This window comes from Ruegeria sp. SATB045 (genome assembly GCF_059613525.1).
On the sequence record NZ_JBXWSR010000012.1, the window covers coordinates 410,136 to 433,274 of the forward strand.

General features: G+C 54.4%; 13 protein-coding genes. 6 read left to right on the forward strand and 7 right to left on the reverse strand.

The features are described from left to right. Window positions 1-113 precede the first annotated feature (113 nt). From AC2FNR_RS03790 to cynS, 4 genes are read left to right on the forward strand one after another with little or no spacing between them, the layout of a single operon-like run. Complete coding sequence (locus AC2FNR_RS03790; RefSeq protein WP_496848083.1) at window positions 114-1,505, forward strand: CmpA/NrtA family ABC transporter substrate-binding protein; 1,392 nt, start codon at window positions 114-116, stop codon at window positions 1,503-1,505. Then, window positions 1,506-2,342: a nitrate ABC transporter permease gene (gene ntrB, locus AC2FNR_RS03795; RefSeq protein ID WP_496848084.1), complete on the forward strand. Its 837-nt coding sequence runs from the start codon at window positions 1,506-1,508 to the stop codon at window positions 2,340-2,342. Window positions 2,343-2,354: 12 nt separating this feature from the next. Further along, window positions 2,355-3,254 (forward strand): ABC transporter ATP-binding protein, encoded by a 900-nt coding sequence (locus AC2FNR_RS03800; protein ID WP_496848085.1) that lies wholly within the window; start codon window positions 2,355-2,357, stop codon window positions 3,252-3,254. Between the two features lie 39 nt (window positions 3,255-3,293). Then, a complete protein-coding gene (cynS, locus tag AC2FNR_RS03805) occupies window positions 3,294-3,764 on the forward strand; it encodes a cyanase (protein WP_234899485.1) in 471 nt (156 codons plus the stop codon). A 400-nt stretch (window positions 3,765-4,164) separates the two neighbouring features. Here the strand turns inward: cynS and AC2FNR_RS03810 are convergent, their stop codons facing one another. From AC2FNR_RS03810 to AC2FNR_RS03825, 4 genes are all read right to left on the reverse strand, one after another. Continuing rightward, entirely contained in the window at window positions 4,165-5,064 is a 900-nt protein-coding gene (locus AC2FNR_RS03810; protein ID WP_496848087.1) for a LysR family transcriptional regulator, read from the reverse strand. 49 nt (window positions 5,065-5,113) lie between these two features. Beyond that, window positions 5,114-6,412: an HlyD family type I secretion periplasmic adaptor subunit gene (locus tag AC2FNR_RS03815; protein WP_353391834.1), complete on the reverse strand. Its 1,299-nt coding sequence runs from the start codon at window positions 6,410-6,412 to the stop codon at window positions 5,114-5,116. Then, a complete protein-coding gene (locus AC2FNR_RS03820) occupies window positions 6,405-8,156 on the reverse strand; it encodes a type I secretion system permease/ATPase (protein WP_496848089.1) in 1,752 nt (583 codons plus the stop codon). The genes AC2FNR_RS03815 and AC2FNR_RS03820 overlap by 8 nt, the downstream gene beginning before the upstream one ends. Window positions 8,157-8,223: 67 nt before the next feature. Then, on the reverse strand, window positions 8,224-12,615 hold the full coding sequence (locus AC2FNR_RS03825; RefSeq protein ID WP_496848091.1) for a CHRD domain-containing protein: 4,392 nt from the start codon (window positions 12,613-12,615) through the stop codon (window positions 8,224-8,226). A 248-nt stretch (window positions 12,616-12,863) separates the two neighbouring features. Here AC2FNR_RS03825 and AC2FNR_RS03830 point away from each other — a divergent pair, with 248 nt between their 5' ends. Beyond that, window positions 12,864-13,793 (forward strand): LysR family transcriptional regulator, encoded by a 930-nt coding sequence (locus AC2FNR_RS03830; RefSeq protein ID WP_496848092.1) that lies wholly within the window; start codon window positions 12,864-12,866, stop codon window positions 13,791-13,793. Between the two features lie 161 nt (window positions 13,794-13,954). Next, complete coding sequence (locus AC2FNR_RS03835; protein WP_480482311.1) at window positions 13,955-14,650, forward strand: superoxide dismutase; 696 nt, start codon at window positions 13,955-13,957, stop codon at window positions 14,648-14,650. Between the two features lie 84 nt (window positions 14,651-14,734). Here the strand turns inward: AC2FNR_RS03835 and AC2FNR_RS03840 are convergent, their stop codons facing one another. The 3 genes from AC2FNR_RS03840 to AC2FNR_RS03850 are packed head-to-tail and all read right to left on the reverse strand — an operon-like array spanning window position 14,735 to window position 22,704. Further along, window positions 14,735-18,514 carry a hypothetical protein gene (locus tag AC2FNR_RS03840; protein ID WP_496848094.1) on the reverse strand — a complete coding sequence of 1,260 codons (3,780 nt, stop codon included), beginning with the start codon at window positions 18,512-18,514 and terminating at the stop codon, window positions 14,735-14,737. Window positions 18,515-18,528: 14 nt separating this feature from the next. Further along, window positions 18,529-21,198 (reverse strand): hypothetical protein, encoded by a 2,670-nt coding sequence (locus AC2FNR_RS03845; RefSeq protein WP_496848096.1) that lies wholly within the window; start codon window positions 21,196-21,198, stop codon window positions 18,529-18,531. Window positions 21,199-21,219: 21 nt separating this feature from the next. Then, window positions 21,220-22,704, reverse strand: coding sequence for a hypothetical protein (locus tag AC2FNR_RS03850; protein ID WP_480870131.1), 1,485 nt, complete (start codon window positions 22,702-22,704; stop codon window positions 21,220-21,222). Window positions 22,705-23,139: the final 435 nt, after the last annotated feature.

Below are 23,139 nucleotides of genomic sequence, written 5' to 3' on the forward strand. Positions count from 1 at the left end.
TAACCAACTGACAAATATATATTTTTCAGGGCGCACAAATTTTGAGCGCCCTCTGTTTCGCGATCGGAACCCCTGCCACCATGGCCGCAAATCTAGCGAAACAGGGGAAAATCATGACGATCAAGAGCCTCGGAAACCCGTTCTCAGAAAAGACCGATTTGCGCCATGGTGCGGATTGTGGCTGCGATGGATGCCTATCCGGTCACGGACATGACAAAGATCACGCCGAACCCGAACTCATGTCTGCTGAGCAGATCACCGAGCGTGTGGTCGAAAGTGCAATTGTGCGGTCGATCTTTGGTCAAAGTGACATCAATCGCCGGTCATTTATGGGAATGTTGGGGGGCGGTACGGCGGCTGCGGCGCTGGCTTCGGTCTTTCCGCTGGATCAGGCCAAAGCAGCCATTCTGGACAATCTGGGAACACCCGAAAAGACCGACCTGAATATTGGGTTTGTCCCTATCACCTGCGCGACACCGATCATCATGGCGCAGCCGATGGGATTCTACGAACGCTACGGTCTGAACGCGCAGGTTATCAAGACGGCTGGCTGGGCCGTGGCGCGTGATAAGTCCCTGTCAGGCGAATATGACGCCAGTCACATGCTGACCCCGATGCCGCTGGCGATGACCATGGGCGCGGGATCGGTCGCGACGCCTTACATCATGCCCGCCGTTGAAAACATCAATGGGCAGGCCATCGTGCTGTCGAACGAGCATCTGGACAAGCGCGACCCGGCCCAGTGGAAGGGGTTCACCTTCGGTGTGCCGTTCGAATACTCGATGCACAACTTCCTGCTGCGCTATTACGTGGCCGAGTTCGGGCTGGACCCCGATGTCGATATCCAAATCCGCGTGGTGCCGCCGCCAGAGATGGTTGCCAACCTGCGCGCAGGGAACCTCGACGGCTATCTCTCGCCCGACCCGTTCAACCAGCGCGCTGTTTGGGAAGGGATTGGTTTCATCCACACTCTGACCAAGGACATCTGGGAAGGTCACCCGTGCTGCGCCTTTGCCGCGCCGCAAAGCTTTGCCACCGAATTGCCCAACACCTATGGCGCCTTGCTCAAGTCGATCATCGACGCCACTCAGTTCGCGTCGAACCCGGACAACCGCAAGGACATCTCGGAAGCCATCGCGCCGACCAACTACCTGAACCAACCAGTTCCCGTGATCGAGCAGGTTCTGACCGGCACCTATGCGGACGGTTTGGGTGAAGTGCAGCGCGTACCTGACCGGATCGACTTTGACCCGTTCCCCTGGCATTCGATGGGTGTGTGGATCCTGACCCAGATGAAACGCTGGGGTTATATTGAAGGCGACGTCGACTATAAGGGCGTGGCCGAGCAGGTTTATCTGGCGGCCGACGCCAAGAAGATCATGACCGATCTGGGGTACGACGCGCCGGACGTGACCTACAAATCCCACACCATCATGGGCAAGACCTTCGATCCGAAAGACCCCGAAGGCTATGTCAAAAGCTTTGCAATCGGGAAAGCCTCGTAAATGTTGGACAATCTAACCCTGAACCAGCGCGCGGCGCTGCTGTCGGTGCTGATGCTGGTGGTCGGCCTTTTGATTTGGGAGGCCGCCATCCCTGCTCAAAAAGCCGCCGGAGAGCTCACGGAATACGAGCGGCTGACTGGCGGCGGTGCCCCCAAGGCGGGTGTACCGCCCCCGAGTCAAGTTATCGCCAAGGCGTGGGAACAGCTGTCGAACCCGTTCTATGACGCAGGTCCAAACGACAAGGGGATCGGCATTCAGATCGGCTATTCGATCTATCGCGTGTTGACCGGCTACCTGATGGCTGCACTCGTGGCGATCCCCTTAGGGTTCCTGATCGGGATGAGTCAGGTCGCCTACAAGGCATTCAACCCGTTCATTCAGGTGTTGCGGCCTATCTCGCCGCTGGCTTGGATGCCCTTGGCGCTGTTCATCATTCAGGACAGTGAGGCAAGCGCGATTTTCGTGATCTTCATCTGCTCGATCTGGCCGATGCTGATCAACACCGCCTTTGGTGTGGCCGGGGTCCGTCAGGACTGGGTCAATGTCGCACGCACGCACGAACTTGGGCCGTTTCGCACTGCATTTACGGTCATCCTGCCCGCAGCTGCGCCCACGATCATCACCGGGATGCGCATATCCATCGGCATTGCATGGCTGGTGATCGTCGCGGCCGAGATGCTCGTGGGGGGAACCGGCATTGGCTACTATGTGTGGAACGAGTGGAACAATCTCGACCTCACCTCGGTGATCTTTTCCATCCTCATGATCGGCGTCGTTGGCATGCTACTGGATTCGGCCTTTGCCTACCTGCAGCGCGCTGTGGCCTATGCCGAGTAAGGAGCGTTTCAAATGAGCCAACCGTTTCTCAGTATTGAATTGCTGACCCAGCAATTCCCCGACGGTCAGGGGGGCACCCTGACCGTGTTCGAAAACGCCAGCTTTGGCATCGAAAAAGGAGAGTTCGTCTGTATTCTGGGCCATTCCGGCTGCGGCAAGTCTACGATCATGAACATCCTTGCCGGGCTGGCCGAACCCAGCTCGGGCGTGGTCAAGATGGATGGGTTCGAGGTGTCGGGCCCCTCGCTGGATCGCGGCGTGGTGTTCCAGAACTACTCTCTGCTGCCATGGTTGTCGGCGTTGAAAAACGTGACTTTTGGCGTGAAGGCGCGCTATCCCGACTGGCCTGCTGCCAAGGTCGAGGAACACGCCTGTGCTTTTCTGGCCAAGGTCGGACTTGAAGGCGATGTGGTTCATCGTAAACCCAGTCAGCTTTCGGGTGGGATGCGTCAGCGCGTGTCGATCGCGCGGGCCTTTGCAAATCAGCCCAAGCTGTTGTTGTTGGATGAGCCATTCGGCGCGCTGGATGCGCTGACCCGCGGCACCATTCAGGACGAATTGCTGAAGGTCTGGAGCGAGACCGAGCAGACCGTGTTCATGATCACTCATGACATAGATGAGGCAATCCTGCTGGCTGACCGCATCCTGCTGATGACCAATGGCCCCTTCGCTCGGGTGGCGGAGTCAGTTGAGATCACCATTCCCCGGCCTCGTACTCGGACTGAGATTGTCGATCACCCCAACTATTATGCGATCCGCAACCATCTGGTTCAGTTCCTCGGACAACGTTCCAAGGAATTGGCCGGTCAGGCCAGCGATGGCGCCGCGCAGCGACCCGAAACAGTGACTATCGACCTGACCGAAAAGACCGAGGACCAGAGCAATCCGCAACTGCGCGCGGTCAATGATTGAAAGCGCCAGGAACAGACATTCCAAACAGGAGGAAACCCAATGAAAGACACAATCGAAATCCCCACTATGATGACCAAAGAAGATGTCACCATGATGATCCTGTCGGCCAAGAAGCAGGCTGGGCTGACCTGGGAAGGTATCGCTGAGAAAATCGACATGTCGCCGGTCTGGACCCATTCTGCCTGCATGGGCATGAACGCCTTCCCCGCCGACAAGGCCGATGCGTTGGTCGCGCTTATGGCCCTGCCGCAAGAGGCCGCCAGCGTTTTGACTGAGCCGCCAACCAAGGTCTGGGAACAAAGCGTGCCAACTGATCCGTGCATCTATCGCTTTTACGAAATAGTCGGCGTTTATGGCCCAACACTGAAAGCGTTGATCGAAGAAAAATTCGGAACTGGCATCATGTCGGCAATTGATTTCGACATGCAGGTGACGCGCGTGCCGAATGAAAAAGGTGATCGCGTCAAGGTCGAGATGTCCGGCAAATATCTATCCTATAATTCCTGGTAATAGGGATGAGCTTTTTGGACAAGCTGGCTCGGGGTCTGCCTTAACGACTTAGGATACGGATGTGTTACGTCCGTTAGGCTGAACGTATCTCGAGTCAGAAATCGGCGCGATGAAAAGAGCGATCTGAGGAGCGCTCTTTTCCCAGTCCTGATATAAAGCACCTTGGTTCAAGTAAGAGAGCACCGTGTTCACGACAACCTATTTCGGGAACGCACATTTTAGGATTGGAACGCCGCAGTCTGCCGCACCTGACTTTTGCGAACACGCGGCACAAGAGTTACGCTCGATCTGTCAGATAGCAACAGAGCCAGCGATCAAGTCGAAATGAATTCTGCCTGCCGTCGGTTTCGCCGTTCGGTGAAACCAGGATTGTGTCGGGAACCCGTGATACTTGCGCCATTTAAGCCGTCGAATAGTACTCATCTCGTATGGATTTTTGGTTGCTTACAGCTTTGTCGAAAATGCCCACTGCTCTTAACGCGTCGGCGGACAGGCCGTCATCGTTGAATCTGCTCAAGTAAAATGTCCCAAGATGTCCGATCTGTGCGTCCAGAAAGCTCAGGTTTCGTGACTTCATTTTATGAACCACAAATAAGTCACCAATACATCCGATCCCGACACCGGCCGAAATGGCATTCAAATATGTACTGATCCCTTCTGCCCGAAACACTGGCTTATACTCAACACCCAAAGATTCGAGTTTGGAATAGAAGACCTTGGAAAATCTTGCGTTATCCGAAAGCTCGACTATCGGCAGTTGAAAGCCCTTCATATTTTCTTTCAGTGAAAAATCCTTGTTTGAAATCCACCGCATGGTAAACGGCCAGCTCTTCTTGAGAAGCGGTGCATTGTCCTCCTGAATCACCGTATACGCGATGTTTCCCTTCAAATTCCTGATTTTGCCTTCGATGTCTTCGGAATTCAGCAATTCGATAAACAAGGACGACAGGCTGCCATCTGTTCCTGAGTTGAATATCTTGTAAGGGTTCAAGAAAGATTCGACGGTCGACACGAAGGAAATTTGAACCGGCTGAATACGCGCTGGATCGCAGATACGGCGAATGCGATGGACATTTCGGAGGATCTCTTGGCTGCAATCCAACAATTCGCGACCGTTGTCTGTCAGGGTTAAGCTGGCGTCTCCGTTTTCGAACAGGTCAAACCCGACCAACGCTTCCAGCGAGCGTATTCTATTGCTTATTGCTGGCTGGGACCGCCCTAATTCTTTTGCGGTTTTTGAATAGGATTTAACCCGACACAAGATCGCAAAGGACTCAAGAGCCTCTAGTGAAATACGCATTGTTTTGGCCTGTAAACATGCCCCGCCACAAACGGGCAGGGCAGGGCTTTTATTCGTCGCGGAATGTCTTGGTCATAGCGTCACGAATGGGCCGTGACAGGTATGAGATGACCAGGCGTTCTCCGGTTGAAACCAGTACTTCAACGGGCATGCCGGGAACCAGATCCTTGTTTTGAATCTTGGAAAACTCGTCTTCCTGAATTTCCACTTCAGCGCTGTAGTAGACCGCGCCCGTCGCGGGATCCGAAAGCGTATCAGCCGAGACCCACTTTACCGATCCATTTAATTCCGGAGTTTGGTTGAAGTTGAAGGCGGTCAGCCGAACGCGGGCTTCTTGACCTGGCACGACGCGGTCAATTTCTGTTACGGGAATGTTGGCCATCAGGATGGGCTGCTCGGCCACAGGTACAATATCCATAAGCGCCTGACCCGGAGCGACAACCCCACCTTTTGTGTGAAAACCAAGGTTGAGAACCCGGCCATCCAGCGGAGCAAGAATCTGGCTGCGGGCAATACGATCCTCAGCCGTTGTTTTACGCTCCAACGCTTCACGCAACCGCTGCGAGACATCGGACAATTCAGTCGACACTTCTTCTCGCGAGGTTGCTGCGTTACTGACCAAAGCACTTTCCACCTCGGCTATCTGTGCCATGACACTGTCGATCTGAGCCGTGTTCGTGGACAGGCTGGCCTCGATATCCAATGCCGCCCTGCGGACCTGAAGCAGACGAGTTACGTTCGCCAGGCCTTTTTCGTTCAAAACCGAAACAGTCTCGAGTTCTTCCTGGGTCAGCGATTTGTTGGCTTCTTGAGACTTAATCTGGCTACGCAAACCCGCGACCTGCGCCAAAAGGGCCTCTTTTTGTGTCTCCAGCTGGGCTATGTTCGCGTGCTTAGCCATCGAGCGGCTTTCGAACAGCTGTGCTTCGCTTTCAAAAATCTCCTTGTAGTCTGCGGTTTGGGCGAACTCTGCAGCGGAAGACATGAAGTCCTGCGCGTTCAACTCGGCCTGCAAACGCGCTTTGCGGACAGTCAGGGACGCGATCTGGCTGCTGAGCGCATTCAGTTCCGCCTGTTCACGCGTAGTATCGAGGCTGACAAGAACCTGACCTTGCTTGACTGCGTCGTCTTCTGACACGTGGATTTCGTAAATGATGCCACCTTCCAGATGCTGCACCGTTTGGCGATCTGTCTCCAGCGCGACCATGCCAGGGGCGACAATGGCGCCGTCGATCCGGGTTGCCATCGACCAGTAGCCCAACCCGCCCAACATCAGGCTCATGGTTGCCACACCCAAAAGAACCCAGTTGCCAATCTTGTCTGCCGGAGCTGTCTTTGCGTTACGCATTGGTCTTGCCCTCACGTTTTGGTGCCGCATTCTCGGCGCTTTCGGTTGATTTCTTGTTGCGGTTTTCGGAGTACGTCCGAAGGATTTCATCCCGCGGGCCGTAGGCCGAAACCATGCCGTTATCCATGACAAGTACCTTGTCAGCCTGATTCAGGGCGCCCAAACGATGAGCAATCATGACAACGGTACGGCCCTCACTTTTGAGGCGATCGATTGTCATGGCCAAGGCCGCAGAACCTGCCGCGTCCAAATTGGAATTCGGCTCATCCAGCACGATCAGCGATGGGTTCTTATACAGAACCCGGGCCAATCCGATCCGCTGACGCTCGCCTCCGGACAATGCGCTGCCGCTTTCACCCAGTGGTGTGTCATACGCATTGGGCAGTTTCAGGATCAGGTCGTGAGCGTTGGCCGCCTGCGCTGCTGCAACGACATCTTCGTCAGATGCGTCTGCCTGAAAACGGGCGATATTCTCGCGTACCGTTCCATCAAACAGTTCCACAGTTTGAGGCATGTAACCGACCGAGTCCCGCAGTTGAAGCGCGTTCCAATAGCTCATGTCCGCGCCGTCCAGCCGCACGCTGCCTCGGTTCGGTTCCAAAGTACCGACAATCACGCGAGCGAGGGTGGACTTACCTGATCCGCTGGGGCCGATGACGGCCAGAACTTCACCCGGGTCCAGCGCAAGCGATACGTTCCGCAACACGGTAGACGCACCGTCAGGGGTTGTAGCAAAGACGTTTTTCAGTTCCAGAACACCGCGGGGTTGAGGCAATTGAACCGAAGGCTGGGACGGCGGGTAATCCTCGAGAAGAGAATTCAGTCGCTTGCGCGCGGCAGTGGCCAGCACATATTGACGCCAGCTCCCGATCGCTTGTTCGGCCGGGGCCAATGCGCGACCGACCAGAACGGATGCGGCAATGATCGAACCGGCACTTAGATCACCCGAAATCGCCAGATACGCACCCAGACCCAGAACTGCGGACTGAAGGACCAGACGAACAGTACGAGAGATCGAAGACAAGGTTGCCGCCATGTCGCTGATCTGGCTTTGTTTGACTTGAGCCTGGCCGTTCAGGCCGTTCCAGTGGTCATAAAGATCATCGCGCATCCGCATGGCATGTGCCACTTCATGGTTACGTGACACGTCATTCAGCACGCGGTTGCTGCGGGTAAGGAATTGATTTGCCCGTGCAACACCGCGCTGAGTCAGAACGTTGTTCACCATGGCGACAACCAGCAGGAACGCGACGCCAGCCAAACCGGCATAGCCCAGCCAGGGATGCAGAAGATAGGCAAATCCAAGGTAGATCGGTGTCCACGGCGCGTCGAATATAACGGCCGGGGTCGAACCGCCCATGAAATCACGCAACGTACCAAGGTCACCTACGGCATCGCGCCCTTTGGCACCACCTTCTTTGACTGACCGCTCGATCTGCGCCTGGAAAACGCGCTTCTCCAGAGTGTTGCCCAGCCGGTTGCCGATGCGGATCAGGATACGCGACCGGACCAGGGACAACACGCCGAACACAAGATACAGCCCCAACATCAGCACGCTCAGACCGAACAGGGTCTGGTAGCTTTGGCTGGGCAGTGCCCGGTCGTAGACCAGGATCATAAACAAAGGACCGGTCAACATCGTCAGGTTGATCACCATACTGATGGCGCCGGTGGCAAAAAGGCCCGGGCGAGCAGCACGAAACGCTTGCTCAAGCTCGGTATGTTTGAGGGGACTATGGGACATGGTGGCCCTCTTTCTGACATAAAGGAATGGAACGGCGGCGACCGTCTAGGCCGCCGCCGAGTTTGGGTTAGACCAGAACGTTGTCTTCGTTCAGATCGGCCAGCTGGACGCCAAGCAGCGTGATGCTGCCTTCGGCACCCAGGTCGATGACAACGTCATCACCGTCCTGCGACGCAACCGCGGCCAGATCCGCGAATTCATCGAAATCGAACGCTGCCGAGGTCAGGTCCAGAGTGTCGCCGTTGGCAAAGGCTTCGAAGTCAGCAATGACATCGTCACCCAGTCCGGCTTCGAAGACGAAGGTATCCGCACCGCGGTTGCCTTCCAGACGGTCGTTGCCGGTGCCGCCGTTGATGATGTCATCACCGGTACCGCCGCAGATCTCGTCGTCGCCCGCACCGCCATCAATGATGTCGTTGCCGCGGCCGCCTTCGATCATGTCGTTGCCCAGACCACCGTCCAGGATGTCGTCACCGCGACCACCGTCCAGAATGTCGGCGCCATCGCCGCCTTCCAGAAGGTCATCACCGTTGCCGCCATCCAGGTTGTCGTCACCCAGACCACCGACTAGATCGTCGTCACCGTTGCTGCCGATAAGCTGATCGTTTCCGGCTTCGCCGTCCAGATCGTCATCGCCATTGCCACCGTCGACAACATCGTTGCCTGCACCGGCTTCGACAACATCGTCACCGTTACCGGCTTCGATTTCGTCGTCACCGACGCCGCCAACCAGATCGTCGTCTCCGTTGGTGGGTGCAACAACCACTTCTTCGGCGAAGACAAAGTTCTCAGCGACCAGCTCGTTCGGGGCAACCCCTTCGAGCGTGACCTGATCACCATTGCCAAGGTCGATAATGGTGTTTTCACCATCGGCCGTGATGTTGAGCTCTTCGAGCTGCGTGACACCGAAGTCCGACACGTCCAGGAAGTCACCGTCTTCAACACTGGTCGAGAAGTCAGCCACGACGTCGAAGCCCGTTCCGCGACGGAACGTGAACGTGTCGCGACCGGACCCACCGATCAGGGTGTCGTTGTCGGCACCGCCATCCAGGATGTCGTCGCCACGACCACCGTCGATGATGTCGTCACCTGCGCCACCGAACAGTTCGTCATCGCCACCTTCGGCAATGTCGATCACGATGCGCAGCAGCTGCTCTTGGCCGTTGTTGCGGGTGAAGTCACCTTCGATCGGGTCAACAATCGTATTGGCAGCAGTTGTGCCACCCAGAATGTTGACAGGCTCGCCATCGGGGTTGCCTTCCGAGCCGTTGAAGCCCGGGTGCTGACCCACGACACCGTTCTCGACGATACCCTGATCACGCGCGGTCTGGTTGAGGAAGGCGGCGCCTTCTTCATTGTTGACCTCGGTGCCAGCGTCCAGAACGTCGTTGCCGAAGCGTTCAATGACAAGCGGCCCCAGGAAGTTGCCCTCTTCGTCGAAGATCGGATCAGCCAAGGCGTCATCCGGCACGGCCAGGAAGGCGTCGTTTGACGGGATAACCATGGTTGCCCAGGTAAAGAAGCCCTGCCCAACCTGAGCCGTGTTGACGTTCAGCGTGAAGCTGGCCGTTTCACCCGGATCAACCGGTCCCGGCGCACCGAGGCCACCCAGAATGGTCGCATCCACACCGTTGTCACCAACCTGCTGGTTGAATTCAGCCGCAATGCCTTCGACGCTGCCATCTTCTGCCAGACGTTCCAGACCCTGGCTGGCCGCTTCACCTTCGGTAAACAGGTCAAAGCTCTCGCCATTGTGGAAACCGAACCACACGGGGGTCAGGAAGGTTCCGCCTTCGCCCAGAGTGTTGGTTACCGTAACGGTAATCGCTTCGCCGTCACCAACCGCGTCACCACGGATGACATCGTTGCCTGCACCACCATTGATGACGTCGTCACCAGCAGCGCCTGCCAACAGGTTGTCACCATCGTCACCAGTCAGGAAGTCGTCATTTTCAGAGCCTGTCAGGTTTTCGATGCTGATCAGCTGGTCCGCAACCGCACTGCCGTTGGGTGCTGCGTAGGTTGCAGTACCGTTCGCCAGGTTGGCTGTGACCGAAGATCCGATGTCCTGGAAATCTGCAGTGTCGATACCTTCACCACCATCGGTGATGTCGTTACCGCCGCCGCCTTGCAGGACGTCATTGCCTTCGCCGCCTTCCAGGATGTCGTTGCCACCACGGCCAACCAAAAGGTCGTTGCCGTCGTTGCCGGTCAGGGTGTTGGCGCCACTGTCACCAAACAGCTGGTCGTCATTGGCAGACCCATCCAGGTTTTCGAACCCGTCGAAGTTTTCGAAGATCGTGACGTTTTCATTCGGCGCGTAAGATGCGCTTCCTGTTGCCAGGTCTGCAATCACTTCGGCTCCGATACCCTGGAAGCTGTTGGTGTCGATACCTTCACCACCGCTCAGATCATCCAGACCGCCGCCGCCAGCGATGAAGTCATCACCCGCACCACCGTCGATCGTGTTCGGTGCAGCACCTGTCGCAACAATCTCGTCATCGTTGGACGAACCGGTGATGTTCTCGATGTTGGTGAAGGTTTCCTGGATCAGAGGGCCATTTCCACCACCGCCGTTGTATTCGGCCGTACCGCTGCCATCTGCTGCCAACGTGACACGAACACCTGCGATCGTCGGATCTTCGGCACCCAGGTTGATGTTGGAGAAGTCGTTGGTGTCGAAGCCTTCGCCGCCGTCGATGACGTCGGTTCCGCCGCCACCCAGCAGGGTGTCGTCACCTTCGCCGCCGTTCAGGATGTCGTTTCCTGCGCCGCCGTCCAGAAGGTCATCGCCAAGCCCACCGTTCAGAGTGTCGTTTCCGGCACCACCCCGCAGGATGTCGTCACCGTCCAGACCATCAAGAACGTTGTCATTTTCGTCGCCAATGATCTCGTCACCGTCATTCGAACCGATGACGTTTTCGATGCTGGTCAGGGTATCGGTTTCAGAGACCGCTTCGGTCACTTCTTCGATGTTGGTCACACCCGAGGGGTTAAAGGAGACTTCGTCGGCGCTTGCCAGGAAGCCACCTGCGTCAACCAGCGAGTCACGCACAACCGGGCCATTCTGACCGGCAGGTGCGTTGTGCAGGTGGATCGCGGAAACCACGCCTGGGATCGGGGTCAGCAGGTCGGATACGGCCAGGCCGGTTACCGAAAGTTCGGACGAGTAGGTTGCCACGCCGTCAATAACAGTGACGGTCACGGTCGCCAGTCCGGTTGCTTCGGAATCCGACAGTGGGCCGGGTTCTTGTGCTGCGTCCAACCGCGCGGTCAGAACGACTGTACCGTTGCCGTCTTCGTCCAGGTTGTTTTGAGCAACCAGCAACTGACCACGGATCTCACCACCGGGGAAGTCCTCGGTGTGGATGTTGTAGTACAGCTCTTCGGCAAGCGCTTCGTCAACCAGGCTGTCGTTCGGATCAGCAAAGTTCACGAAAGGTGCGTCTTCAATCGAGACCGAGAAGCCGGTTTCGCGTGTCGCTGTTCCTTCAAGCAGGTCAACACTGACAGGAACGTCGATGTCGTTAAACGCAGCAGTGTCGATACCTTCGCCACCATCCAGAATGTCGTCGCCCAGACCACCGGTCAGAACGTTGTCATTCTCGTCACCGATCAGGTTGTCAGGATCGTCGGAACCGATGATGTTTTCGATGCTGGTCAGAGTGTCGGTTTCGGTCACGGCATCGGTTACGTCTTCAACAGACAGAACGCCCGACGGGTTTTCCGAAACTTCTTCCGCGCTTGCCAGCTCGGCGCCAGCATCAACCAGCGTGTCACGCACGACCGGACCATTCTGGCCAGCGGGAGCGTTGTGCAGGTGGATGGCAGATACGACGCCTGGGATCGGAGTCAGCAGGTCAGATACGGCCAGACCAGTTACCGACAGTTCCGACGAATAGGTCGCAACGCCGTCAACGACGGTTACTGTGACAGTCGCCGTGCCGGTTGCCAGAGAGTCGGACAGCGGGCCAGGTTCTTGCGCCGCATCCAGTACCGCGGTCAGAGTCAGCGTACCGTTGCCATCCTGATCCAGGTTGTTTTCGTCGACCAGCAACTGACCACGGATCTCACCAGCTGGGAAGTCGGCGGTGTGGATGTTATAGTACAGGTTTCCGGCCAGCGCTTCGTCAACCAGGCTGTCTTCGGGATCGGCAAAGTTAACGAAAGGTGCTTCATCGACCGTGACCGAGAAACCGGTCTCGCGTGTTGCCTCACCTGCGGGCAGATCAACTTCGACTGGGACGTCGATGTCATTAAAGGCTGCAGTGTCGATACCTTCGCCGCCGTCCAGCATGTCATTGCCAAGACCGCCGATCAGCGTATCGTTGCCGCCGAGACCTTCAATCTGATCATCACCACCCAGGCCGTTGATAATATCGTCTTCGGGTGTTCCCATCAGTTGATTGTCGTTATCGTCGCCTTCGATAATCGGGTTCATTATTTCTTCGGGGTTCATTTTGCACTCCAAGCTAATAAGTAAACGCTGTTGCGCTCACGCCGGGTAACCTGCGCTTGGAAGAAACCGTCTCAACTGTTCAAAAATGAAGGGGGGATCATCAATTGGGTTGTGATCCTGAACTATTTATTAACTCACTGCTTTCAATAGAATAATTTTTTCCCCTCACGAAGTCACAAGTAAAGTTGAAGACGGTTTTTTTCCTGTGGAAATGTGAAAAAATAGGGAATGACCAAAGGTATGACCCCATGAGCGACAACGGCCAGCTATCAGATGCTTTCCAGAAAATTCCTGTCCAGGATTGGGATTTGTTGCGGTTTCTGGTGTGTGTTGCGCGCTCGGGCAGCATCGCTACGGCCTCGACGCAACTTTCGGAAAGCCCGGCCACAGTGGGGCGTAAGTTACGTGAGCTGGAAAAGTCGCTTTCTTTGCCATTGTTCGAGCGCGGGTCCAGCGGTGTTACGCTAACTCCCATCGGTGATGATATCCTGCAAATCGCGCAACGGATCGAAACTGAGCTTTGCCATATGGGTGAGGTGGCCCGTGGTCATCTTGGCTTTAAGGGCAGCCGTGTTTCCGTCACCGCACCAGAGGGGTTCGGGGCCTCGGTGCTAGCGCCTAAACTCATTGAATTCCATTCGCTGAACCCGCACATCAAGATCGACCTTTTGTTGTCGAACAAAAAAACCAACTTGCATAACCGCGAGGCTGATATTGCCGTGCGGTTGGGTGAACCCGAAGCGTACCGTGTCAACAGCGAGAAGTTGGGTGTTGTAAAATTCGGCATATACGCATCGCGGGAATATTTGTGCGATTTGGAACCGATCAGGTCACTAGAGGATTTTCTGGGTCACAACGTCATCGTGGCCACGGGTGCGCTAAGTCAAACTGTACAGGAAACCGAGTTTCGTAAAATCATTGGTAAGTGCAATGTTGCTGCCAGAACAGACAATGTGAATGCCCAACTGATGGCCGTGAGAAGTGGGTTGGGATTTGCCGCGCTGCCTAAATTCATGGCGGCGGGTCATTCGGATCTGATCGAGGCCCTGCCAGGCTTTCTGACACAATCATTGGATTTATGGATACTAACCCATAGTGACATCGCGCCTTATCCGTATGTGCAAACCACAACCGAATTTCTGACTCAAGTCTGCAAAGATATTGTCGAGTTGGAATAATCAGACAGGTAGATCCGAACGAATGTCCTTTCTAAATGCGACCCTGTTTGCCGTCGGGCACTGCGGCGATTTGTACATCCACTTTTCCGAATAAAACCCCCGCGTAGGTGTTTTAGGGTCATCTGTCGGGTCCATCGACAGACAATGGAAAGGAATGAAAAATGACTCTCTCTCGTCGTGGTTTTCTTGCGTCCGCTGGCTCGGGCTTGCTTGTTGCAGCAACGCCTGCCTTGGCAAAATCGGTAAGCGCTGGTGAAGCCTATTCGCTGCCGTCCCTTGACTACAGCTACTACGCTCTGGAGCCTGTTATTGGTGCGGAAACCATGGAGTTGCACCACAGCAAACACGCTGCTGGTTATGCGCGCAACCTGAACAAGCTGATCCCGGGGACAAGCCTTGAAGGTCAATCTCTTGAAAGCATCATCAAGACTGCAGCAGCGGATCGTGGCAAGTACCAGACTGTTTTGAACAATGCCGGTCAGCATTGGAACCACTCGGAGTTCTGGAAAATGCTGGTTCCCGGCGGCACCGGAGTACCCGGAGCTCTGAAGAAGAAGATCGAAGGTGACTTCGGCAGTTTCGAAGCCTTCCGCGAGCAGTTCATCAACGTATCCAGTAAACAATTCGGGTCCGGCTGGGGTTGGCTGGCTGTCGACACGTCGGGAAAATTGGTTGTCCTTTCGACACCGAATGGTGAGAACCCGCTGGTGCACGACATGTTCCCTCTTTTGGGCGTCGATGTCTGGGAACACGCTTATTACGTTGACTATCGCAACCGCCGCAAAGAATACGTTGCAGCTGTGGTCGATGGCATTGTCAATTGGGAATATGTGGACGCGCGTTTGTCAAACGCCTGATTGTCATCATATTAAAAGCCCAGAAGTTCAAACGCTGAAACAGTCGAACGGTCTGTTTCAGCGTTCTGCATCTCCCGCTGTCTGTCAATCGTCAGGGATTCTGGCAACGCGCGCGATGATGCGATCGTTCGCCACATCTACGTTATGTTTCAGTTCCTGTGTGACTACGATCATCGGCGAGTGAAGGTTTTTTTGCGTATCCAGCGGCCGGAATTTGTCCAGTGCCTTGGACAGGTTGCTTCCAATCCGTGCCGCGTCGCGCAGTTCCTGTTTCGATGCGCCTTTTTTTGGAATCTCGAAGTCCAACAAAAGCGCGTTGATCTCGGCAGTCTTGAAATATTTCGGGTCTAATCCTGGTTTCAATTTGACCGCGCTGGCTTTGATCATTGACCAGGACTCGATATTCATTTCGATATCGCATGGTAACCAGCTAACATCCGCGTTTGAGCCGATGGTCTCAAATTCCTTGTCCTGCAATGCCGCGCGAAGATATTCGACGACACCCTGACATACGTCATCGGAATCCTCGAACACCTCGGGGGTCAGCCCGCAGCTTTGCAACGCCCGGCGCGCCTGTGCGTCACCGTCTATACAAGCACCATAAGCCAGCACACACTTGCCCAGCGTCGTGTTAACCTTGATCGCCTGGCGGGCCAGCCTCCGGTTTTTGGGTTCTGCCCTGGCCAGCAGGAACAACTCCCATCCCTCTTTGATCCGATCCCGCGAGTATTTCTCGAACCAGAATTTGTTCAGGAATTTTCCGATCTTTTCGATGCTGGTCATAGCTGCCGCGCCGACGTGAGTTTGATCGGCCAGACGCGCAGCCTCTGCACCGACACCAGCAATATCAGCAGCAACTTCGGCAGCGTCGTGTATGGTGCCTTTGATCAGCGCATCGCGTTCCCCAACCACAGCAGGTTCATAGGGGCTGTAGCTTCCGGCGATCGCGTTCATTTCGCGGGACCACTTAGACAGGGATTTGCGTCGTCGGTGCAGCTTAACGCTATCCATGACCAGAGTTCGAATTTTACCAATCAATCCGGCCGCGGGTACCGCAGCCAGCATAATACCTGTCGCCCCTTTACTGGCCTGATCGGCAATCTTGATGCGTTGTTCGGTCTTTTTCACCTCAAGTGTCAGCTGTTCGACCGCTGACATCGCCTTTTCATACTCTTCCTGATAGAGTTTGGGGTCCGCATTAAATTTATCCAAACGCTTCAAATCGGCCTGCTTTTTGAGGTCTTCAAGCCAGGCGTCTTCTTCCTCCATGTCGGCTTCGATAACGGCGCGGAACCCCGGGTCCTTGAGTAGAGTTTTCGAAATGTCGTCATAGAGACCGCGGATTTCGTCCTCGGTTTCTGGGTTGTCCCCGTCCGGATCATCCTGCAGCTTATCGACACGATCGCCCAAAAGCTCCATCTGACCCAATATTTTATTTTCATCTTCTTTCGACAAGTTCATATCTGCGACGGCGCGGACATCATTATGTGTAGCGCGTTCGCAAACAGTCAGCATTTTGTAAACCTCGACTGCGACCGTTTCGGGGTCAAGCTTGCCCGGATCCAGTGACATGAACAGCTTGAGGTCCTTTTGATCCTCGGGGATGTTCAGCCTTTTGGCCGTGTCCCTAATTTTTTGATACGCCTTCTGAACTTTGACCTTGTCCTTGCGAAAGCTCTCATCGGCCATCTGTTTCGAAAGTTCTCTTGTTTCCTCCATAATGTCGCGCTGGTCGTTGACTGTGGCCATGTATTTGCTCATCCCGAATTCGGATTGGCCTTCAGCATGTTCTTCTTCAATTCTGGCGGTGACGGCAAAATCTGCATCGCTGCCGTGGCCACCCCAGCCGGCCTCGATGTCATCGGCATCCTTGTCTTCACGGACCGCGTCACCGATCAACCCGGCTGTTCCGGTAAACGGGCCAGAGGTCGTGAATAGAAGCACTTGCTTGGCGAAATCGTCCCAGTCGCCTTTCTGCGCGGCGGCTACCATCTTGTCGATCATTGTAACCGAAAGACCCATTCCCTTGGCCAGCATGCCCCAGGAGGATGCCTCATCCCGGCTGTCATTTCCGGTGTCGCCCCAGCCACCGTCGTCGCCCTTGGTTCCCGATGCTGACATCGACTCGCCCGCAGCGTCGCAGATATCGGCGATGGCTCCGACCACAAGCTCGCGGGGGTCTTTCAGGGTTTTCCTGCCCTCGGCGACCTGAGTGAGTTTGGACACCGCTTTCAAACCCGCTTTGCCTGCCAATATCCCGAATTTGGTTTTGTGTTGACGGTTCTGGGTATCTGCGTTCGTGGTCAGGTCTTCTGCTTCGGTTGCGCTAGTGATGCCTGCCGCGACCGAGTCAGCAAAGGCACCTGCCAGTTGAATACCAATATCGCGCCGTTTTTCCTGTTTCGCCCTATAGGCCTGAGCGGCCTCAACCGCTCCAATGGCTGCTGCGGCTCCGCATTTGCGTGCGGCGTCCTGAGCGACGAACTTTCCGTATTGCTGTGTCAGCTTCGCGGCTTCGTATTTCTCTTTTTCCTCGCCTTCCGCACTTTTGATCTGCGCGTCCAGCCATTTGTCGTAGTCCTTAACACCATCTTTCTTTTGCGCTTCGAATTCGGCGCGCGTCAGTTGTAATTGGGTGACTTTCTTGTCGTCTGCAGCGAGTTCATCCAGAGTTTTCTCGTCGTTAATTGTTAAACCACCGAACTTGAGGCGGTTTTTCTCGTATCGAACCCCGTCCTTTTCATTGCGAAGCTGTTCGATTTTTTCGGGGTCTTCTTCTTCTTCGATTTGCTCGGACAGCGAAGCTTCTTCCTTATCCAACCAGTCCTTATAGGAAAGTTCCTCGTTTGGATTGTCCTTGAGGTATTTGGCCTTGGTCAGGTCGGCTTCGGTGATCTCGGGTCTGTCCGCTTTCGGCAATGCTTTGATCTCGGCGACGGTTTTACCTTCTATCACGAGGTCATTGTACTCGTCGGGCATCTCGTCGACGTCGAGGTCTTCATCCAGCGCAATGTTTTCTTCCTTGAAGTTGATGAACTTCGCCAAATCCTCGCGACTGGCTTCGGTGATCGAGATATTGGCGTAGTGAAGCGCCTGACTGGCCCCAAGATTGGCGGCCGTCATCAGCAGCTTGCCACGGCGGAGCGCCTTGTCGACCCCCGCCACCTTCATCTCCTTACCTTCTTCGCGGGCCATCAATTCGGTGTAGACGGCGGCCGCATTCTTGAACACCTGCATACCTTCCGAGAAACTGTCAGGCACAAGGTTTGACGGAATAACCCCTTCACGAACCAACGGTGTCCACAATTCTTTTTCGATATCTCGGTCGCTGAACAGGCGTTCACCTTTTTTGTCGACCATCGCCGCCAATTCGTTCGACTTTTCAACCAGCGGCCGCAACATGTCAAAGATTTCGCGGATCGCGGTGGCCGCCGCTTCGGACCTGAATTCGAATGTCTCCTCACCTTTCTTTAGGCCTACAAACTCGCCCGCGCGATCCGCAAAACTGTCCCATTCGCTGTCCTCGATTTCGACAGGGATTTTGTCTCCGTCCACTTGCGCCAGTACTTTAATGGTCTTCGGGAATTTTACGTCTGCCGCGTTCCAGGCAGCCCCCAACACTGGATTGGAAAGAGCCATCGCCTCGTTAAGGTTGTGGTTCTTTTTTTCGACGACAAGACCCAACTCACGCAGACCGTCGCGCAGCGCCTGTTTTGTTTCTCCGAAATCCTCACTGGAATTGAGCGCATCAATGGCCTTTTCACGCGCGATGAGATTGTCGATTTCGTCTTGAAGATTCTGAGTCAACTGGCCGCCGTCGCCAAAGACCTTCGTCATCCAGACACGTTCTGCTTCAAATGACATTTCGCTCTCCTGGCTTAGGTCTGTTTAACTTCGGCGAGTAAGTCGGCTTCGGTCTTTTCCAGAAAATGTAGCAGGCGGCGCACAGGGCGGCCGTTGTCGAACGGGTTTGTCTTGATCAGACCGCCGATCATTGTTTCTTCCAGGAACCGTCGATTTCTTCGGATCACGGTAAACGCTTCTTCGCGCAGGGCGATCAGTTCAGGCATGCCCAGACCCATGGACCGTTTTATCAGGTCGCCACATTTGTCATCGAGGTCCATCCGTTCTTCGATCTGCTCGGCCACGGTGCCAATATTCTTTTTATTAGCGTCGTAAAGACTGACAAAGGCTTTGGCGGTCGGGTCTTCATCTTTGACCTTCCGGGCTTTCTTCGCGACCGCCGGGACATGTTCTGTGTGAAAAGCCTCAAGCCCGTCGTAAAATGGAGAAAGGCTGTCACGGAGACGTTGCAAAATCAAAGCGAACTTTTCATTCGAGCTCTGATCTTTTGACATCTTCAATGGCACATTTGCTTCTGCGAAATCACGTGCTTCTGATAACAGACGTTCAGCCTCAATCGTTAATTCATCGAAATCTTCAGGGGTCGCGGCGGTTTTAGCACGCGTTTTCAACGCCTTGAGTAGGACCTCATTGCTTTCGAAACTGTCGCGTGCAGCCCCTTTCAGCTTTTTCTTTTCCTTGCTGACGAAGTTTTTCAGGGTCTTTTGTGCTTCTTTAAAGTTTGCTTCTGACTTGTTGAGCCTGTCGTTAAGGTCGCCTGAGTTGTTTACGTCCAAGATAGTTCTAGCCAGAGCGCTGGCGTCTTGGCGATTCAATTTGCTCTTCAGCTCTGCCACGCTCAGCTCCCCAGATGGCAGCCCGGAAAGTGCTTTTTCGGTTCGAGCCAGACTGTCGATCTTCCAGTCCATACGGTTGGTCAGTTTATCCAACTTGCGGTCAGCTTTCTTAACAGAGCTGTTTTTGCCGATGTCGACTTCTCCCCAAATTCCGTCGAACAACCTGTCGTACAAACCTGCATAGTCTTCGCGGTCGGCGGCCTGTTCCAGGGATTTTTGCGTCTCGGAGTCAATCTTTAAGCCGCGGATGGTGTTTTCGCCGTTCTTTTGCGAAAGCTTCTCGCAAAACACTTTGAGGGTCTTCTTGAACTGAGCGATGAACGCCTTGGTCTTATCCTTCTTGGCTTTGTCGAACTTATCTTTGAAGTCTTTGTAGTCTGTTCGATAGGATTCGAGGGATTTGATACGAGCCTTCAGCAAATCTTCGTGCTCCTGCAATCGTTTCAAGGCTTCAGCCAGCTTTTCCGGATCCTTGATGTTACGGTTTTGCAGGTCCAGTTCATCCTGGAAATATTCTTTATGAAAATCTGAATACTTAATCACCCGATGTTCGAGAAGGGCTTCGTAGCGTTTTGCGCATTTCTCGTAAGCCTTGTAGTTATCGGAATGCTTCTTCAGAACATCAAGATCCTCGGAGATTTGGTTTTCAAAATCTCGAAGTAGAAGGAAGTCGGCCTGACCCAATTCCTCTGAAGCAGCCAGCATCTGTAACACCTCGAGCTTGGCGGCCAACGGTTTCATGATATCCTGAGGCAAGCCCGAGACCCCGCGCGCTGTTTTGATATTGCCGTGTCCGGTTGCGTCGGCCTCTTTTTGCTGAACCTCGTGATCTTTCACTCTGAGGTAATTTCCGACAGCGCTTTCATGCGATTCTGCGCTTTTTCGGAAAACGGCTTTCAGGATGATTTCTCCGGTGTGGATATGCTTGGCCGCCTTATCTTGCCAGGGTTTAAGTTTCGACGGATCGTTGCCGAAGTGGCTCAGGACATCATCAGAGTCTTTCCATTTCAGATTGTAGCTCTTCGTTGCGCTCTGAAAATCGACCAGGGCTTTATAAGCCTTGGTTTTGGTTTGCGCCTTGTCGTTTGCATACCTGCGGCTCAGCTGTCCTGCGGCAGCGCGCATGTCCTTGAGATAGTTCAGTGTCGCCAGCGCGTCGCGCGCTGTGTGTTGAAGCTGATCTTCCTTCGCCTCTTCAGCCAATTCCTCGGTTGATTTTCGCTCGTCAACGGCTTGGGCGACATTGACTTTCACATCTGAATTGCCCTGAAGCTCTCCGTCTGGAGCGGCTGCGGGTTTTTCGTTGGACAATGCCAGCTTTTCCAAGGTCTCAAGATACAGAAGCCCATTCAACACGGCCTGTGCATCGCTATACCGACCCGCTTCTGACAATTTTTTTGCCAATTTCGCCGAACGTTTCAGTACCCGCTGGCCTCGTCTTTTGAACCGATCGTCTTCTTCCGCAAGATCCGCGCTGATGGTTTTCAGTTTAAGATCAATAGAAGTATTGAGCGCCTTGATTTTCTTCTTGAGCTGTTTTTCGTCTTGTTGACGTGCGCGAAAATCTATTGGGTGACGCCAGGCTTTCAGCAGTTTGACCTCATTCGTCGTCAAGTCGAATGTGTCAATCTCTTTGTCTGTGAAAGTGAAATTCCCGCGTTTGAATTTTTCGAAATCGGTTCCGTCATCCGCAAGGGAATAAAGCGCCTCCGAGGCCGCGGCGATTTGCTCCTCAACATTGGCGGCGTTTGGAACTACAACGGCTTTCAGCCGCAATGCCGCCATCAGTTTGGCCGCGAAATCCTTTGCTCTGGCCTCATGCCAATCTTCGTCTTTTTCGCCGCGCATGCGCGCCCCCCGTTTTGAAAATCAACCTGCCCTCAGGACGTGTTTCATCTTAGTAACCGCATCACCCAGAACCGCGCCCAAAGACATGGAGACCCCAAGATCATTCGTGTCGATCAACTTGATTGCCGGATTGCTCGACAAAAAGCTGGCCATGTCGTCAAAGGCTTTTTCTGCTGTATCCAACGCATCTGGCAGGCGCGTTTCGTTTGCGCGGTCCAGTTCGATGAAGGCTGCGTTCAATTGCACGAACAGATTTTCAGAAAAACCGGTCAGACCGCTTTCCGACAGGGTCTGGCAATTTGGGTCGTCAAAGGCAGACAGTTCTTGCCTCAATTTATCGATCTGGCCAGATACATCCCGGTGCGCTTCGTCCCAGATGTTGCGAATGCGGGCCGCGACCTTTTTACCTTCTGTTTCAGGCGCCAGCTTTGCAGAAGGTTCATCCGGTCGTTTTGCCTGTGCGATGGCGTTTTCGACCTGTTCAAGCTGGATAAGAGCCGCCGCTGTATCGCCACCCGCGACCATGGCCTTGGAGGCCGCGAATGTGTGCAGTGCTTTCTCAAGCCCTTGAGTGCCTTCGTCCAGTGCCGACTTCAATAATTTGGCAACCCGCTGCAATTCGGATGTTGGATCGGGCCCATTCGTTGTTTCCGGCTTGGCAGTGTTTATGCCTGCCTTTTTGGCGGCAGTGATCTTATCGGAAAGGATTTTTAGGATCTTGAGTGCATCGGAATATTTGCCTGCCTTCGCCGCTGCTTCGGCCTTGTCCCAGATTGGGTTGGCCTTGTCGGGATCAAGAAGGCCCGCATTTAAAGCGGACTTGAAAACAGGTGCGAATTTTTCGGATCCGATTTGCCAGCGCTTCTTGTTGAGATCGACAGGTTTTGCGTCTTGTCCATCATCCGAGGTAACCGGGGCCTGCAGCGCGGTCCTGAGCCTTTTTGCGACCTTGATTGCCCCTGGATAGTCATTTTCCTCATCGCCTATCCTCAGGGCATAACCCCAGGCCGTGCGAATTTTGGACACGTCTCCTTCACCGGCTTTCAGAAACGCGGCTACGTCAGGGGCCAGATTGTCCTTTAACGTCTTCCATTCAATTGCGTCAGGGTCCGGCGCAGTATCATCGTCGGCGTCATCTGCAGCAGGCTCGGTATTGAACACTGGTTTTTCAGGTTTGTCTTCTGGACCGAAGACTTCAACCCGCATCGGAGCCTCGGCCAGTTTAAGGAACTCTTTGGTTTTCTTGGCCAGTTGCGCGACCACGTCACTTTGGCAATGGAGGTTAAGCGTGTTTCCGTCGCACCACATTGTGCCAGAGGAAAGTTTTTGTGTTTCACCTTCGCTTTTTGCGCGTTTGGTCAATGCGTCGGGCGCCAAAATGCGATCGACCAGGAAGACTAGGTTTTCAGTCGTCTTGCCCAGACAGATCGCAAAGTTCAGTTCCCGCTTTCGAGCAGCCGCAAAATGCCCCTTGAGTTCTTTTGTTTTCTTCTTGTCAATCGCCATGGCTTCCCCCACGTAACGATTTGACAAAAGATCACTTCAAAATTCAACTTAATTGCTGATTTCATCAGCGCCCTTCAGTTCACGAAAATCCCAAAGCATCCGGACTGAATCTGTCGTCGCACCCCTACGTCGACGAGATTTACGTTGTTTCCAAACAGCAGGACAAAAAACCTATCTGGCTTGTATGCTTATAATTTTTCGGTGTGGCGACTAGGTGATCAATTTGGGTTGCCCGTGTCGTACGGGGTCGCGGGCTACCGCAATACTTGTTCCAAGCTGTTGCTATTTGATTTTTCGAATAACCATCGCACCGGACCCAATGACGGCTATTCGGGCCAGATTGTCGTTGCATGCATCTATATTGTCGAGATTATAAGCTGATCGTTTCGGGGAACGCTGTGCCGGAGGTAGGGTGGGCTGCGACCATCGTTTTGT